Here is a 15626-nt window from a genome sequence, read left to right on the forward strand (position 1 = left end):
CGGGTCGCACCGAACCCGGTCGGATCCCCACAGGTTCGGATGTGGCTCGCTGTCGGCTGCCCAGCGTGCCGGCTCGGCCGGGTCAACGTCAAGCACTTGACGGGAGCTGTCGCGAGGGCGCACCCTATCTCGGCCACGTTTAACGGACCATTTTCGAACCTGGAGGACCGATGGTGATCGGTCTGGTCATCCACGCCAGCCACCGCGCCGTCTTCGAGGACGCGGCGCGGACCCTGGCCGGGGTGACCCTGGAGTGGGTGGTCTACGAGCACGAGGACGCGGTACGGGACCTCGTCGGGGACCTGCTCGCCCGGCAGCGCGTCGACGGACTGATGCTCGGCCCGGTCCCGTACGCGAAGTGTTCCGACCTGCTCCCGGCGGACCTTCCGGTCGCCATCCTGCGGTCGGCCGGCCTGGACCTGTCGCTCGCCTTCTTCAAGGCGCTGTCCCGGGGCTGGCGGCCGACCCCGGTCAGCATCGACACCTACGACGTCGGAACGGTTGACGAGGTGGTCCGGGCGTTGGACCTGGACCCGGCCGGGATCAGCTGCCTGCCGTACGACCCGGAGCAGAGCGTGGCGGAGATCGTGGCGTTCCACCGCGCCGCGCTGGCCCGGACCGGCGCCGACTACGTGATCAGCCTGCGTACCGCGGTCGCGGAGCAGCTGGCTGGCACCACCCGGGTGCTCGGCGGGCTGCCCGGACCGGCCACCCTCCGCGCCCAGTTGCACGAGCTGGCGCTGCGGGTGCAGTCGAAGCGGGCGAGCGCGCTGCGGTTCGCCGCCGGCGTCTTCCTGGTCAGCCGGGCGGGGCCGCAGCTCGACCTCGACCGGGCCCGGGTGGGCCTGATGAACCTGCTGCTCAACACCCCCGAGTTCGGCGACGCGTGGATTGAGAACCGGGGCCGGCGCGGAGTGGTGGTCTTCGCCCACCAGGCGCTGTTCGAACAGGCGACCCGCAACTGGGTGGCCCTGCCGGCGCTCGGCCAGGCCCAGGAGACCCTCGGCATCCGGGTCGCTGCCGGGTTCGGGGTGGGCGCCTCGGCGCGAAGCTGTCTGCACCTGGCCGAGCGGGCCGCCGCCCGCGCCGAGCAGGAGGACGCACCGAGCGCGTACCTGGTCGAGGACAGCGGGGTGATCATCGGCCCGATGAGTCCGGTCGGCACCGCGGTCGCCTTCACCTACCGGGGGCACGGCGCCGAGCTGGAGCGGCTCGCCGGTGAGGTGGGGTTGAGTGCGGCGACGCTCTCCCGGCTGGCGGCGGTCGAGCGGGCGCTGGAGGGGCGGGCCATCTCCCCCGGGGACCTCGCCCAGCAGCTCGGCATCACCGATCCGAGCGGTCGGCGGCTGATCCGCAAGCTGAGCGAGTCCGGGCTGGTCGAGGCGGAGGGCAGCACGCAGCTGCACCGCAAGGGCCGACCCGCCCGGCTGTACCGGCTGCGCATCGCGGCCGCGATCGAGGACCGATGAACGGGCCGGTGGAGCACGCGGTGTGCGGAGACGTGCGAGAGACACGCGGGGAGATGCGAGGGGAGCGCGGGGACGTGTGCGGGGAGCGCGGGGACGTGCCGGGGGAGCGGGCGGCGCGGTGGGACCTGCTGCTCACCGGCGGCGACCTGCTCGACCCGGGCGGCGGCCGGCGCGGTCCACACGACGTGGCGGTCCGCGACGGGCGGATCGCCGCGGTGGCGCCGCGACTGCCCCGCGACGGCGCGGCCGAGGTCGTCGACCTGGGCGGGCGACTCGTCACCCCGGGGCTGGTCGACCTGCACACCCACGTGTACGCCGGTGCGACGTACTGGGGGATCGACCCCGACCCGGTGGCGTGGCGCTCCGGGGTGACCACCTGGGTCGACGCCGGTTCGGCCGGTGCCTACTCGTTTCCGGCCTTCGCGGCGGCGGCGGCCGGTTACCGGGTTCGGGTCCCCGCGCTGCTGAACATCTCGACGGTGGGACTGGTCGCCCGCGTCGGGGAGGCGCGGGACCTCGCCAACTGCGACGTCGAGCTGGCGGTGGCCACGGTACGGGCGTACCGGGACAGCATCGTCGGGATCAAGGTCCGGATGGACCGGCACAACATCGGCACGCACGGGCTGACCCCGCTGCGCCGGGCGGTCGCGGCGGCCGAGGCCGCCGACCTGCCGGTGATGGTCCACATCGGAGCGGCGCCGCCGTCGATCGGCGAGCTGCTGCCGCTGCTGCGTCCGGGCGACATCATCACGCACTGTGCCAGCGGTATCGCCGCCGGTCCGGCGGGGTTCGATCCCGCCGCCAAGGACGCGTACCAGGCGGGGATCGTCTTCGACCTCGGGCACGGCTCCGGCGGCTTCGCCTTCGACGTCCTGGAGGCGCAGCTGGCCGCCGGGATGCCGCCGCACGTGGTCTCCACCGACCTGCACGCGCGCTCGCTGCACGGCCCGGTCTTCGACCTGCCGACGACGATGGCCAAGGCACTCGCCGTCGGGATGAGCCTGGAGCAGGTGGTCGCGGCGGCGACCATCGGCCCGGCCCGGGCACTCGGTCTGCCGGCCGGGGTCGGCACGCTTGCGGTCGGCGGGCCGGCCGACCTCGCCGTCTTCACCGTCGAGCACGGCCGGTTCGAGCTGTCCGACGTGCACGGGCAGCGCCGTACCGCCCCGCTGCGGCTGGTGAACGAGGCGACCTATCGGGCGGGTCGGCCGCTACCACCCCGGCTCTCGCCGCCACCCCCGCCGTGGATCCCGCTCACCGACGCCCAGCGTGCCGCCCTGGCCGACCGGGACCGGGCGGTCCGTCGACTGCTGACCACACCCCTGGTGGGCCCCGACGGGCTCACCGAACAGTTTCCCCGAGACGGAGGTTGACCATGCCCAAGAAGATCATCGTCGCCGACCGGGCGGCGCCACCCGGCGGGCCGTACTCGCACGCGGTGGTCGCCGGAGACTTCGCGTACCTGGCCGGTGCCTGCCCGGTGCTGCCGGACGGCACCTGGGTCACCGGGGACTTCGCCGCCCAGGCCCGAGCCGCGTTCGACAATCTGGCGGCGGTGGCCGAGGCGGCCGGCGGCGACCTCAGCAAGGCCGTCCGGGTCGGCGTCTACCTGCGCGACTTCGCCGACTTTCCGACGATGAACGAGATCTACCAGGAGTACTTCGGCACCGAGAACCTGCCGGCCCGGACCACCCTGCCGGTCGCCCTGAACGGCTTCGACATCGAGGTCGACGCGGTCCTGTACCTCGGGGACTAGGGGCACCGGACGGTCAGCGGGGCGCTGTCCGCAACCGGTGAAACACTGACCGCCCGGTGCGCCGGGCGGGCGGTACGACGTGCCCAGAAACCGCTTCTGAGCTGGGAAATTGTGACTTGACGCGACCGGGTAGGCCGCCCCAGCCTGAAGGACATCATTACCGACCTAATTACGAACATGGCTCGTTATAGAACTCTTTCCCGAGGGAGACCACCCGTGCGGAGATTTCTCGCCCTGACCGCGCTCTGCGCCGTCGCCCTGGGCGTCGCTGCTTGCGCACCCTCTACCGGCCAATCGACCGACAGCACCGACTCCATGACCGGCACCCTGCGGGTCTGGCTCTTCGACGAGGCCAACCGCGCCGCCAAGGAGGCGGTGATCAAGGAGGCCATCGCCGAGTTCACGGCGCGCCACGACGACGTCACGGTCGATGTCAGCTACCTGGCCACCGACACCCGCGCCGAGAAGTACAAGGGCGCGCTCAACGACCCGGCGAGCGCGCCGGACGTGACCGAGATCGGCAACACCGACCTGGCGAGCTTCGTCGCCTCCAACGGAATGATCGACGTCACCGCGGACAACGGCAGGTGGGCCGAGGCGGCCGACCTGCCGGCCGACCTGGTCAACACCGTCACCGTGCAGGGGAAGCAGTACGGTGTGCCGTGGTGGCTCGGCGTGCGGGCCCTCTACTACCGCACCGACATCTTCAACGAACTCGGCCTCCAGCCCCCCACGTCGTACGCCGAGCTGGTCAGCGCGGCCAAGAAGGTCCGGGCCGCCCACCCGGAGATGCTGGGGATCGCGGTCGGCGGGCTCTACACCTTCGGCGCGCTGCCGTTCATCTGGGACGCCGGCGGCGACATCGCCACCAGCTCCGGCGACGGCTACACCGCGGCGATCGACTCGCCGGCGGCCAAGGCCGGCATCAAGGCGTACACGGACCTGTTCAGCGACGACATCTGCCCCGCCCAGCAGTGTGTGGACCTGACCGGCGGCGGCACCGTCGAGGCGTTCGCGGCGGGTCGGGCCGGGATGGCCATTCTCGGCAACTTCAACCGCTCGGCGGTGGACGCCGGCGCGGTCAAGGGGAAGTACGCCGTCGTGCCGCTCCCCGGCGCCAAGCCCGGCTCGATCGCTCCCGCCTTCGCCGGCGGCAGCAGCCTGGGGGTCTTCCGTTCCACGAAGCACCGGACCCTCGCCGTCGAGTTCATGCACCTGCTGGCGAGCAAGAAGTACACCCTGAAGCTGTACGAGGCGATGGGCTTCCTGCCCGCGATGAAGTCGGCCCGGGCCGAGGTGGTCAGCACCCAGCCGTTCCTCAAGCCGTTCCTCGACACCATGGACGCCGGAACCAGGTTCGTACCGGTCGACAAGGCGTGGACCACCATCGACGCCGAGCGGATCATCCCGACCATGCTCCAGAAGGTGATCACGAAGAAGGCGAGTGTGGACGCGGCGGCCGCCGAGGCGAACCAGCAGATCACCGCGGCGTTCGGAAAGTAGCGACCGGTGTCGACCGCCACGCTCCGCCGGCAGCGGCTCACGCCCCTGTGGCTGCTGCTGCCGGCGCTCGCCGTCCTGGTGCCGATGTTCGCGTACCCGCTCTACCAGCTCGGGCTGCTCTCCCTGTTCGACTACGGGCAGCCCCAGGTCAGCGGGGGCGAGCCGGCCCGGTTCCTGGGCGCGGGGAACTACCGGACCCTCGTCGCCGACCCGGCGTTCTGGACCGTGCTCGGCCAGACGGTGCTCTTCGCCGCCGGCTGCGTGGTCGCGACGCTCGCGGTCGGCGCCGCACTCGCGGTGCTGCTGACCCGGGTCGGCCGGGTGGCCCGGATCGCGCTGTCGCTCGCGGCGCTCACCGCCTGGGCCGCCCCGGCGATGACCGGCTCGGTGGTCTGGATGTTCCTCTTCGACAGCAACCTCGGTCTGGTCAACGAGCTGCTCGGGCTGGGCGCGTACAACTGGCTCTACGACCGGACCGTGGCGTTCGTCCTGGTCGGCGCGGTGGTGGTCTGGCACTCGTTCCCGTTCGTGATGATCACCCTGTACGCCGGCATCAAGGCGATCCCCGACTCGGTGCTGGAGGCCGCGGCCCTGGACGGTGCGGGTCCCGCCGCCACGTTCCGCCGGATCATCGTCCCGATGTTGCGGCCGCTCCTCACGATCGTGGTGATCCAGTCGATCATCTGGGACTTCAAGGTGTTCACCCAGATCTACGTGATGACCCGCGGCGGCGGCATCGCCGGCCAGAACCTGGTGCTCAACGTGTACGCGTACCAGAAGGCGTTCGCCTCCGCGCAGTACGGCCTCGGCTCGGCGATCGGGGTCGTGATGACCCTGATCCTGCTGGTGGTCACGCTGCTCTACCTGCGGGCGCTGCGTCGTACCGGAGAGTCGCTGTGAGCGCGGGGAGCGGACCGGGTGAGCCGGGCCGGCGGCCCGGGCGGAACGGCGCGGTGGTAGCGGGCAGGTCGCGGTGAGCGCGAGAACGGAGGGCGGCACGATGGTGACGGGAAGCGCGCCGGGGGTACGCGCCGTGCGTACCTGGCCGCGGGGTGGTGCGGCGGGCGCGGGACAGCGTCCGGGCGGCGGAGTCGCGCGGCGCCGGTCGCGGGGCGGAGGTCGGGTCTCGCGCCGGCTCGGCGACGCGATCGCGATCGCGGTCGCCGCGGTGACCGTCTTCCCGATCTACTGGATGGTGCTCTCCGCGGTGAAGCCGACCGGCGAGATCCTCTCGGCCGATCCCCGACCGTGGACCCTGCACCCGACGCTGGACCACTTCCGGGCGGCGCTCGGGGTGAGCGGGTTCGGCCGCTACTTCCTGAACAGCCTGGTCGTGGCGCTCTCGGTGGTCGTGCTGAGCGCGGTGGTCTCGTTCCTGGCCGCGGTGGCGCTGACCCGCTACCGGTTCCGGGCCCGCAGCACGATCCTGGTGCTCTTCCTGATCGCCCAGATGGTGCCGGTGGAGGCGCTGAGCATCCCGCTCTTCTTCCAGATCCGGGATCTCGGCCGGGTCGTACCGGGAGTGGGACTCAACACGCTCGGTGCGCTGATCCTGGTGCAGCTGGCGTTCAGCCTGCCCTTCACGATCTGGATGCTGCGCGGCTTCGTCGCGGCGATCCCGCCGGAGGTGGAGGAGGCGGCGACCCTGGACGGGGCGGGACGGTTCACCATCCTGTGGCGGATCCTCTTTCCGCTGGTGGCGCCCGGTCTCGCCGCGACGAGCGTCTTCTCCTTCATCACCGCGTGGAACGACTTCATCTTCGCCAAGACGTTCATCATCAGCGCCACCGAGAACCAGACGCTGCCGGCCGCGCTGCTCGTCTTCTTCAAGCCGGACGAGAACGACTGGGGTGGCATCATGGCCGCCTCCACCCTGATGACGATCCCGGTGCTGATCTTCTTCATCCTCGTTCGGCGCCGCCTGGTCTCCGGGCTCGGTGGGGCGGTGAAGGACTGATGTCCGATCCCGTGGCGACCCTGCTGCCGCAACCGGTCACCGTCCGGCCCGGTGCCGGCGGTTGCACCCTCACGTCCGCGACCGTGCTGCGGGCCGTCCCGGACTGCGCCGGCGTCGCCCGGTGGCTGCGGGAGATCCTGTCCCGCGCCACCGGGTTGCCGCTGCCGGAGCGGATCGGTCCGGTCACGGCCGCCGGGCCGGAGTCCGGCCAGGCCCACGCCGCCGGGGCGGCGTCCGGGATGACGGTGGCCGCCGACCCGACGTCCGGTGCTTCGGACGTCGGGTCGGCCCGTGCCGTCACGCTCGCCCTCGACCCGGCGCTCCCCGCGGAGGGATACCGGCTCCGGGTACGCCCCGACGGCATCGCCATCACCGGCGGCTCACCCGCGGGCGTCTTCTACGGGGCACAGAGCCTGCGTCAACTGCTGCCACCGGCGGTGTACCGGCGGGCGCCGGTGCGCTCCGGCCCCTGGACCGTCCCCTGTCTCGACGTCGAGGACCGGCCGCGCTTCGGCTGGCGCGGGTTCATGCTGGACGTCGCGCGGCACTTCATGCCGGTCTCCGGGGTGTTGCGGATCGTCGACCTGCTCGCCGCGCACAAGCTCAACGTGCTGCACCTGCACCTCACCGACGACCAGGGCTGGCGACTGCAGATCCGGCGCTATCCGCGGCTCACCGAGGTCGGGGCCTGGCGGGCCGAGTCGATGGTCGGATCGCGCCAGCACGAGCGGTTCGACGGCCGGCCGCACGGCGGCTACTACCGCCAGGACGACATCCGCGAGATCGTCGCGTACGCGGCCGAGCGGTTCGTCACCGTGGTACCGGAGATCGATCTGCCCGGCCACACCCAGGCGGCGATCGCGGCGTATCCGGAACTCGGCAACCACCCCGAGGAGCCGGTGGCGGTCTCCACCCGGTGGGGGATCTCGACACGGGTGCTCAACGTCTCCGACGAGACCATCGGCTTCTTCCGTGACGTCCTCGACGAGGTCATGGAACTCTTCCCGAGCCGGTACATCGGGATCGGCGGCGACGAGTGCCGCAAGGACGAGTGGCGGGCCAGTCCCGCCGCGCAGCGGCGGATCCGCGACCTCGGCCTGGCAGACGAGGACGAGCTGCAGGCCTGGTTCGTCCGGCAGTTCCAGGAGCACCTGGCCGCCCGCGGCCGGGTGCTGTACGGCTGGGACGAGATCCTGGAGGGCGGTCTCCCGCCGGGTGCCGCCGTCGCGGCCTGGCGCGGTCCCGCCGTGGCGGTAGCCGCGGCCGAGGCGGGGCACGACGTCGTCGCCTGCTGGGACAGCGCCGCGTACCTGGACTATCGCCAGTCCGAGCACCCGGACGAGCCGATCCCGGTCGGCACCCTGCTGACCGTCGCCGACGTCCGGGCCTTCGAGCCGGTACCGCCGACCCTGCCGGCCGGGTTGCGGCACCGCGTCCTCGGTGCCCAGTGCAACCTCTGGACCGAGCACGCCGACAGCCCTCGGGCCGTCGACTACCTCGCCTTTCCCCGGCTCTCGGCCTTCGCCGAGGCGGTCTGGTCGCCGGCCGGGACGACCGCCGGCTTCGACCGCCGCCTGGCCGCGCACCTACGCCGGCTCGACGCGATGGGCGTCGAGTACCGGCCGCCGGGTGGGCCGCTGCCCTGGCAACGGCGCCCGGACGCGGCCGGCTGGCCGCGCCAGCGCGCCGACCGGGCGGCCGAACTCGCTGAGCTGACCCGCAACGTGGTGTCGGCGCGGCCGGGTGGAGGTGTCGCCTCCGCCCGGTGAGCGTGCCCCGACCAGCCGGACGACGGCCCGTTCAGGGCGACGGAGCGCGGACGGTCCCCGGCGTGCCGGCCGGCCCCGGGTCCGGGGGAGCGCCGTCGACCGGAGCCGCGGCGGGGGAACCGGTCGGGGCGTGGGGCGGTCCCGCCTCCGGAGCGTGACCCTGGGCGCGGGCCGGGCCCAGCCCGGCGGCGACCCGGCGTTCCCGGGGCGGGCCGGCGAGAAGGTGTCCGGCGGTCGCGAGCAGCCCGACCGCGCCGACCGCCAGCCAGTGGCCGTCGCCGAGGTACTGCAGGCTGGTTCCGCCGATGCTCGGGGCGACGAAGGCGGCGGCCGGGAAGGTGAGGTAGAAGACGGCCTGGTAGCGACCGCGTAGCGCGGGCGGGGCCAGCTCGGCGTTGATCTCGGCGTTCGGCGGGGCGGCGAGCATCGATCCGACCGTCCAGACCAGGGCGGCCAGCAAATAGCTGGGAAGCCGGTCGGCCAGCGCCAGGCTGGCGTACCCGAGCGCCATCAGCGTGGTCGCGGTGGCCAGCACCCGGTGCTTGGGACGCCCGTCCAGCAGCCGGGGCACGAAGAGCTGCCCGGCCACGATGAGCGCGCCACCGAGCGCGACCACCAGGCCGTACGCCGAGGAGCTGAGCCCGTCGGCGCGCATCGCCAGCGGCATGACGGTGGAGTTCTGGGTGGTGAGCATCGCCTGCACGAAGGTCAGCCCGACGAAGGCCAGGAAGATCCGGTCGGTGAGCGGCACCCACAGCCCGCCCCGGCCGACACCCCGTCGCGGTCGCCGGCTCCGCCCCGTCTCGTCGAGCGGCACGGCGACACCGGATCCGGCGGTACCGCCATGGTCGACGGTGCTCGGGCGGGCCACGGCGGGGCGAAGGGTCTCCGGGACCTTCCACGCGATGATGACGGCGGTGCAGAGCGTGGTGCCGGCGTCGACCAGGAACAGCGCGAGGTAGCTCGCCTCGGCGAGCAGCCCGGCCAGCGCGGACGCCAGGGCCGTCCCGACGTTGAAGGCCCAGAACTGGAGGTTGAACGCGCGGGACCGGCGGGGCAGGGGCACCACGTCGACGATCGCGGCGACGAACGCCGGGCCCGGCATCGAGTGGGCGATCCCGACCAGCGCGGCGAGCAGGGCGATGATCGGCACGTTGGTGGCGACCGCCATCCCGCCCATCAGCATCGCGGCGACCAGGTGCGCCCAGAACAGCGTCCGGCGCCGTCCCCAGCGGTCGGTGAGGACCCCGCCGAGCAGGACGCCGACCACTCCGCCGATGCCGTACGCCCCGACCGCCAACCCGGTCAGCGCCGCGCCGACCCCGCGCGCCTCGGTGAGGTAGAGCGGGAGGAAGAGCATGGCGAAGGCGCCGACCCGGTTGATCAGGAGACCGGACCAGAGGTACCAGAAGGTCGCCGGGAGCCCTCCGGCGGTGTCGCGCAACCAGCCCCGAACTGTCCGCACCCGTCCTCCGATGAGGAAGCTGTTCTGTTGTCCGGCCGGCTCGACGGTAGGGAGTCGGTGCGCCGTGCGCCAGTGGGATTCGTCGCATCTCCGCCGGACGGTGTCCGTGTGTGCCCGTCGGGCACGGCCGGGGAAAGATCCCGGATGCGCGGTCGGCATGCCCCCGCGGGTCGTCGCGGGTCCGGCCGGGTCGCGCACGGGGACCCGGCTCGGTCCCGGTACGGCATCAGCCTTGATAGGCGATACCTATTGATCAATCGGACCTACCAATGTGCATATTGTATTCACGCCGCCGTATCGTGGAGCCGATCGGTCGATCTGCGAGCGGAGGGTGGAACACCGTGGAGAGTCCGGGCGCCGCGACGAGAGCGGATCGGGTACGCGCGCTGGTCGCGGCACATCGGGGTGACCGGGGTGCCCTGCTGCCGATCCTGCACCGGATCCAGGAGGAGTTCGGCTACATCGACGCCGACGACGTACCGGTGCTGGCGGCCGAGCTCAACATCTCCCGGGCCGACGTGCACGGCGTCGTGACCTTCTACACCGACTTCCGGTCCGAACCCGCCGGCCGGACCGTCGTCCGGCTCTGCCGCGCCGAGGCGTGCCAGGCGGTCGGCGCGGAGCGGCTCATCGCGTACGCCGAACAGTCCCTCGGTGTCGCACTCGGACAGACCACACCGGACGGTGCGGTCACCCTGGAGCAGGTCTTCTGCCTCGGCAACTGCGCCCTCGGCCCCTCGGGCCAGGTCGACGGGCAGCTGCACGGACGGCTCACCCCGGCCCGTCTCGACGCCCTGCTGGCCGCGTCGCGAGCGGCGGCGCCGGCCGCTTACGAGGTCACGACCAGCGGAAAGACGGTGAACTCATGACGACGCCGGTCACAGTCTACGTACCCCGGGACTCCGCCGCGCTCTCGGTCGGCGCCGACCTGGTCGCCGCCGAGCTCGAGCGGGTCGCCGCCCAGGCGGGGAGGTCGGTGCGGGTGGTCCGCAACGGATCCCGCGGCATGCTCTGGCTGGAACCGCTGGTCGAGGTGGTCACCGAGCGGGGCCGGATCGGGTACGGGCCGGTGGCGCCGGAGCGGGTCGGCGAGCTGGTCGCCGCCGGGCTGTTCGACGGCGCCGACCACGAACTCTGCCAGGGCGTCGTCGAGGAGCTGCCGTGGCTGCGCAACCAGACCCGGCTCTGCTTCGCCCGGGTCGGGGTGATCGACCCGCTCTCGCCGGAGGACTACGTCGCGCACGGCGGGCTCGCCGGGCTGCGCGCCGCACTCGCCACGTCCCCGGCCGAGGTGGTCGCCGAGGTCACCGAGTCCGGGCTGCGCGGCCGGGGCGGCGCGGGCTTCCCGGCCGGGATCAAGTGGAAGACCGTCGCCGACACCCCCGACACGCTGAAGTTCGTCTGCTGCAACGCCGACGAGGGCGACAGTGGCACGTTCGCCGACCGGATGCTGATGGAGGGTGACCCGTTCACCCTCATCGAGGGGATGACCATCGCCGCGTACGCGGTCGGCGCGAGCGAGGGCTACGTCTACATCCGCTCCGAGTACCCGGACGCGGTGCGCACCATGCGACGGGCCATCGCCATCGCCCGTGAGCAGGGCTGGCTGGGCGACGACATCCTCGGCTCCGGGCTCCGCTTCGACCTGCACGTCCGGGTCGGGGCCGGTGCGTACATCTGCGGCGAGGAGACCGCGATGTTGGAGAGCCTGGAGGGCAAGCGCGGCATGGTCCGGGCCAAGCCCCCGATCCCGGCGATCAGCGGGCTGTTCGGCAAGCCGACCGTGGTGAACAACGTGTTGACCCTGGCCTCGGTCCCGGCGATCCTCGCCGACGGCGCGGCGGCGTACCAGGCGCTCGGTGTGGCGCGGTCGCGCGGCACCCAGGTCTTCCAACTCGCCGGCAACGTCGCCCGGGGCGGCGTCGTCGAGACCGCGTTCGGGATGACGCTGGGCGAGCTGGTTCACACGTACGGGGGCGGCACGCGCTCCGGCCGGCCCGTCCGCGCGGTCCAGGTCGGCGGCCCGCTCGGGGCGTACCTGCCCGCGGACCGCCTGGACCTGCCGCTGGAGTACGAGGCGTTCGCCGCGGCCGGCGCGATGCTCGGGCACGGCGGCGTCGTCGTCTTCGACGACACCGTCGACATGGCGGCGATGGCGCGATTCGCCATGGAGTTCTGTGCCGAGGAGTCCTGCGGCAAGTGCACCCCGTGCCGGGTCGGCGCGGTCCGCGGTGTCGAGACGATCGACAAGATCGTCGCCGGCCAGGACCCGGACGGCAACCTCGCCCTGCTGAACGACCTCTGCGAGCTGATGACCGAGGGGTCGCTCTGCGCGATGGGCGGGCTTACCCCGATGCCCGTCCGGAGCGCGCTGCTGCACTTCCCGGACGACTTCACCGCCCGCACCGAGAGGCGCGCGGAAGAATCTGCTGGCCGTTTTGAGGAGGCCAAGTCATGAGCCTGCTGAAGGAACCCGACCTCGGCACCCCGGCCAAGGCCGGCCTGGCGACGGTGACGATCGAGGTGGACGGCCTGCCGGTGACCGTACCGGAGGGCACCTCGGTGATGCGTGCGGCGGCGCTGAGCGGAATCGAGATCCCCAAGCTCTGCGCCACCGACAGCCTGGAGGCGTTCGGCTCCTGCCGGCTCTGCCTCGTCGAGATCGAGGGGCGGCGTGGCACCCCGGCCTCCTGCACCACGCCGGTCGCCGAGGGCATGAAGGTGCGGACGCAGTCGCCGAAGCTGGCCAAGCTCCGGCAGGGCGTGATGGAGCTGTACATCTCCGACCACCCGCTGGACTGCCTCACCTGCTCGGCCAACGGCGACTGCGAGTTGCAGGACATGGCCGGCGTGGTCGGGCTGCGCCAGGTGCGCTACGGCTACTCCGGCGCCAACCACCTCGCCGAGCCCACCGACACCAGCAACCCGTACTTCCAGTTCGAGGCGTCGAAGTGCATCGCCTGCTCCCGCTGTGTCCGGGCGTGCGGTGAGATCCAGGGGACCTTCGCGCTGACCATCGAGGGGCGCGGCTTCAACTCCAAGGTCTCCGCCGGCGGCACCGACTTCATGTCCTCCGAGTGCGTCTCCTGCGGGGCCTGCGTGCAGGCCTGCCCGACCGCCACGCTCCAGGAGAAGTCGGTGGTCCAGCTCGGCATGCCGACCCGCAGCGTCATCACCACCTGTGCCTACTGCGGGGTCGGGTGCTCGTTCAAGGCCGAGCTGCGCGGAACCGAGCTGGTCCGCATGGTGCCGTACAAGGACGGCGGCGCCAACGAGGGACACTCCTGTGTCAAGGGCCGCTTCGCCTTCGGCTACGCCACCCACCCCGACCGGGTGCTGACCCCGATGATCCGGGAGAGCATCACCGACGAGTGGCGGCAGGTGGACTGGGAGACCGCGATCACCTACACCGCCAGGAGGCTGCGGGAGATCCAGGCCCGGTACGGCGTCGGCGCGATCGGTGGCATCACCTCCTCGCGGACCACGAACGAGGAGGTGTACGTCGTCCAGAAGATGATCCGGGCGGCGTTCGGCAACAACAACGTGGACACCTGCGCCCGGGTCTGCCACTCGCCGACCGGCTACGGCCTCAAGCAGACCTTCGGCACCTCGGCCGGCACCCAGGACTTCCGCTCGGTGGCGAAGGCCGACGTGATCATGGTGATCGGTGCCAACCCGACCGACGGACACCCGGTCTTCGCCTCCCGGATGAAGCGCCGGATCCGCGAGGGGGCCAAGCTGATCGTCATCGACCCGCGCCGGATCGACCTGGTCCGGTCGCCGCACATCGAGGCGACCCACCACCTCCAGCTCGCTCCCGGCACCAACGTCGCGGTGATCAACGCGATGGCGCACGTCGTCCTCACCGAGGGGCTGGTCGCCCGGGACTTCGTGGCCGAGCGCTGCGAGGGCTTCGAGGAGTGGGCGGAGTTCATCGCCCGTCCGGAGAACAGCCCGGAGGCGGTGGAGGAGCTGACCGGAGTGCCGGCCGAGGAGCTGCGGGCCGCGGCCCGGCTCTACGCCACCGGCGGCAATGCCGCGATCTACTACGGCCTCGGGGTGACCGAGCACAGCCAGGGCTCCACCATGGTGATGGGGATGGCGAACCTCGCCATGGCAACCGGCAACATCGGCCGGGAGGGGGTCGGGGTCAACCCGCTGCGCGGGCAGAACAACGTCCAGGGCTCCTGCGACATGGGTTCCTTCCCCCACGAGCTGCCCGGCTACCGGCACATCTCGGACGACGTCGTGCGCGGGACCTTCGAGGAGATGTGGGGGCGGGAGATCCAGTCCGAGCCCGGGCTGCGGATCCCGAACATGTTCGACGCGGCGCTCGAGGGAAGCTTCCGGGCGCTCTACGTGCAGGGCGAGGACATCGCGCAGTCCGACCCGAACACCAGCCACGTCACCGCCGCGTTGCGGGCGATGGAGCTGGTCGTGGTGCAGGATCTCTTCCTCAACGAGACCGCCAGGTTCGCGCACGTCTTCCTGCCCGGCACCTCGTTCCTGGAGAAGGACGGCACCTTCACCAACGCCGAACGGCGGATCAACCGGGTCCGGCCGGTGATGCCGCCGAGGACCGGCAAGCACGAGTGGCAGATCGCCTGCGAGATCGCCGAGGCGATGGGCTACCCGATGCGGTACGCGCACCCGAGCGAGATCATGGACGAGATCGCCGCCCTCACCCCGACGTTCGCCGGGGTCTCCTTCGAGAAGCTGGACAAGCTCGGCAGTGTGCAGTGGCCGTGCAACGCCGCAGCCCCGGAGGGGACGCCGATCATGCACGTGGACGGCTTCGTCCGGGGCAAGGGGAAGTTCGTCCTGACACCGTTCGTCCCGACCCGGGAGCGGAGCACCCGGAAGTTCCCGCTGATCCTCACCACCGGCCGGATCCTCACCCAGTACAACGTCGGTGCGCAGACCCGGCGGACCGCGAACGTCGCGTGGCACCCGGAGGACGTACTGGAGATCCACCCACACGACGCGGAGGTCCGGGGCATCAGCGACGGCGACGAGGTCGTGCTGTCCAGCCGGGTCGGCCAGACCTCGCTGCGGGCCGTCCTCTCCGACCGGATGCCGGTCGGGGTCGTCTACACCACGTTCCACCACCCGGTGACCGGGGCGAACGTGGTGACCACCGAGAACTCCGACTGGGCGACCAACTGTCCGGAGTACAAGGTGACGGCGGTCCAGGTCGGGCTGAAGAACCCGCCCGGGCGACAGGCGGCGACCCGGGCGGAGGAGCTGCTTCCGGCGATGGCGGACTGAGATGGGGGCGGAGCTGCGGATGGAGCCGCGTACCGAGACGCGGACGGAGTCGCATGGCGGGATCTCCCCGCAGATCAGGATGGCGAACGAGATCGCCGTCCAGTTCCACCACCAGCCACCGGAGGAGGCGGCGGCGGCGATCGCCGCGCACATCCGGGCGTTCTGGGAGCCGCGGATGCGGGCCGAGCTGTTGCGGCGGGCCGAGGCCGAGCCGCAGGCGCTCGATCCGCTCGCCCTGGCGGCCGCCCGGCTGCTCCGGGGCTGACGCTCCTCCCGAACGGTCGCGCCGGGCACCGCCGAGCCCGGCGCGACCGTATGTATCCCACCCGACCGGACGCGCGGTCGTCCTCATGTCTCTCGTACGCCGGCGCCGCGATGCCTTGACCTCGGTACATACTGCATACAGAATATCGTCGTCGCTCAGCGAGCCGCTCGGGAG

The 15626-nt window shown here is 72.0% G+C and carries 12 protein-coding genes; 11 read left to right on the forward strand and 1 reads right to left on the reverse strand.

Features of this window, described 5'->3' with window-relative positions:
* Nucleotides 1–170: 170 nt before the first annotated feature.
* The 7 genes from EF879_RS07840 to EF879_RS07870 all read left to right on the forward strand — a co-directional run bounded on the left by EF879_RS07840 (nucleotide 171) and on the right by EF879_RS07870 (nucleotide 8454).
* Complete coding sequence (locus EF879_RS07840) at nucleotides 171–1469, forward strand: helix-turn-helix domain-containing protein (protein WP_199736219.1); 1299 nt, start codon at nucleotides 171–173, stop codon at nucleotides 1467–1469.
* 95 nt (nucleotides 1470–1564) lie between these two features.
* A complete protein-coding gene (locus tag EF879_RS07845; RefSeq protein WP_233604304.1) occupies nucleotides 1565–2842 on the forward strand; it encodes an amidohydrolase/deacetylase family metallohydrolase in 1278 nt (425 codons plus the stop codon).
* 2 nt (nucleotides 2843–2844) lie between these two features.
* Nucleotides 2845–3225 (forward strand): RidA family protein, encoded by a 381-nt coding sequence (locus tag EF879_RS07850; RefSeq protein WP_123556257.1) that lies wholly within the window; start codon nucleotides 2845–2847, stop codon nucleotides 3223–3225.
* A gap of 315 nt (nucleotides 3226–3540) precedes the next feature.
* On the forward strand, nucleotides 3541–4728 hold the full coding sequence (locus EF879_RS07855) for an extracellular solute-binding protein (RefSeq protein ID WP_233604305.1): 1188 nt from the start codon (nucleotides 3541–3543) through the stop codon (nucleotides 4726–4728).
* Between the two features lie 6 nt (nucleotides 4729–4734).
* Nucleotides 4735–5628, forward strand: a complete 894-nt coding sequence (locus EF879_RS07860; protein WP_233604306.1) for a carbohydrate ABC transporter permease — start codon at nucleotides 4735–4737, stop codon at nucleotides 5626–5628.
* Between the two features lie 73 nt (nucleotides 5629–5701).
* Nucleotides 5702–6685: a carbohydrate ABC transporter permease gene (locus tag EF879_RS07865; RefSeq protein ID WP_233604307.1), complete on the forward strand. Its 984-nt coding sequence runs from the start codon at nucleotides 5702–5704 to the stop codon at nucleotides 6683–6685.
* Nucleotides 6685–8454, forward strand: a complete 1770-nt coding sequence (locus EF879_RS07870) for a beta-N-acetylhexosaminidase (RefSeq protein WP_123556263.1) — start codon at nucleotides 6685–6687, stop codon at nucleotides 8452–8454. The genes EF879_RS07865 and EF879_RS07870 overlap by 1 nt, the downstream gene beginning before the upstream one ends.
* A gap of 31 nt (nucleotides 8455–8485) precedes the next feature.
* Here the strand turns inward: EF879_RS07870 and EF879_RS07875 are convergent, their stop codons facing one another.
* Nucleotides 8486–9919, reverse strand: a complete 1434-nt coding sequence (locus EF879_RS07875; protein ID WP_123556265.1) for an MFS transporter — start codon at nucleotides 9917–9919, stop codon at nucleotides 8486–8488.
* A gap of 341 nt (nucleotides 9920–10260) precedes the next feature.
* Between EF879_RS07875 and EF879_RS07880 the strand changes: the two genes are divergently transcribed.
* The 4 genes from EF879_RS07880 to EF879_RS07895 are packed head-to-tail and all read left to right on the forward strand — an operon-like array spanning nucleotide 10261 to nucleotide 15452.
* Entirely contained in the window at nucleotides 10261–10788 is a 528-nt protein-coding gene (locus EF879_RS07880) for a formate dehydrogenase subunit gamma (RefSeq protein WP_199736223.1), read from the forward strand.
* Nucleotides 10785–12377, forward strand: a complete 1593-nt coding sequence (locus EF879_RS07885) for an NADH-quinone oxidoreductase subunit NuoF (RefSeq protein WP_123556269.1) — start codon at nucleotides 10785–10787, stop codon at nucleotides 12375–12377. Before EF879_RS07880 ends, EF879_RS07885 begins: the two co-directional genes overlap by 4 nt.
* Nucleotides 12374–15187 (forward strand): formate dehydrogenase subunit alpha, encoded by a 2814-nt coding sequence (gene fdhF, locus EF879_RS07890; RefSeq protein WP_123556271.1) that lies wholly within the window; start codon nucleotides 12374–12376, stop codon nucleotides 15185–15187. The genes EF879_RS07885 and fdhF overlap by 4 nt, the downstream gene beginning before the upstream one ends.
* 19 nt (nucleotides 15188–15206) lie before the next feature.
* Nucleotides 15207–15452 carry a formate dehydrogenase subunit delta gene (locus EF879_RS07895; RefSeq protein ID WP_199736225.1) on the forward strand — a complete coding sequence of 82 codons (246 nt, stop codon included), beginning with the start codon at nucleotides 15207–15209 and terminating at the stop codon, nucleotides 15450–15452.
* Nucleotides 15453–15626: the final 174 nt, after the last annotated feature.

It is taken from the genome of Micromonospora sp. HM5-17, from assembly GCF_003762835.1.
In the GTDB taxonomy this organism is placed as follows: domain Bacteria; phylum Actinomycetota; class Actinomycetes; order Mycobacteriales; family Micromonosporaceae; genus Plantactinospora.

What these genes read in the sequence shown, in the direction of transcription:
- EF879_RS07885 (WP_123556269.1), top strand. Translation starts at nt 10,785, where the DNA reads ATGACGACGCCGGTCACAGTCTACGTACCCCGGGACTCCGCCGCGCTC.
- EF879_RS07870 (WP_123556263.1), top strand. Translation starts at nt 6,685, where the DNA reads ATGTCCGATCCCGTGGCGACCCTGCTGCCGCAACCGGTCACCGTCCGG.
- EF879_RS07855 (WP_233604305.1), top strand. Translation starts at nt 3,541, where the DNA reads ATGACCGGCACCCTGCGGGTCTGGCTCTTCGACGAGGCCAACCGCGCC.
- EF879_RS07850 (WP_123556257.1), top strand. Translation starts at nt 2,845, where the DNA reads ATGCCCAAGAAGATCATCGTCGCCGACCGGGCGGCGCCACCCGGCGGG.
- EF879_RS07895 (WP_199736225.1), top strand. Translation starts at nt 15,207, where the DNA reads ATGGAGCCGCGTACCGAGACGCGGACGGAGTCGCATGGCGGGATCTCC.
- EF879_RS07840 (WP_199736219.1), top strand. Translation starts at nt 171, where the DNA reads ATGGTGATCGGTCTGGTCATCCACGCCAGCCACCGCGCCGTCTTCGAG.
- fdhF (WP_123556271.1), top strand. Translation starts at nt 12,374, where the DNA reads ATGAGCCTGCTGAAGGAACCCGACCTCGGCACCCCGGCCAAGGCCGGC.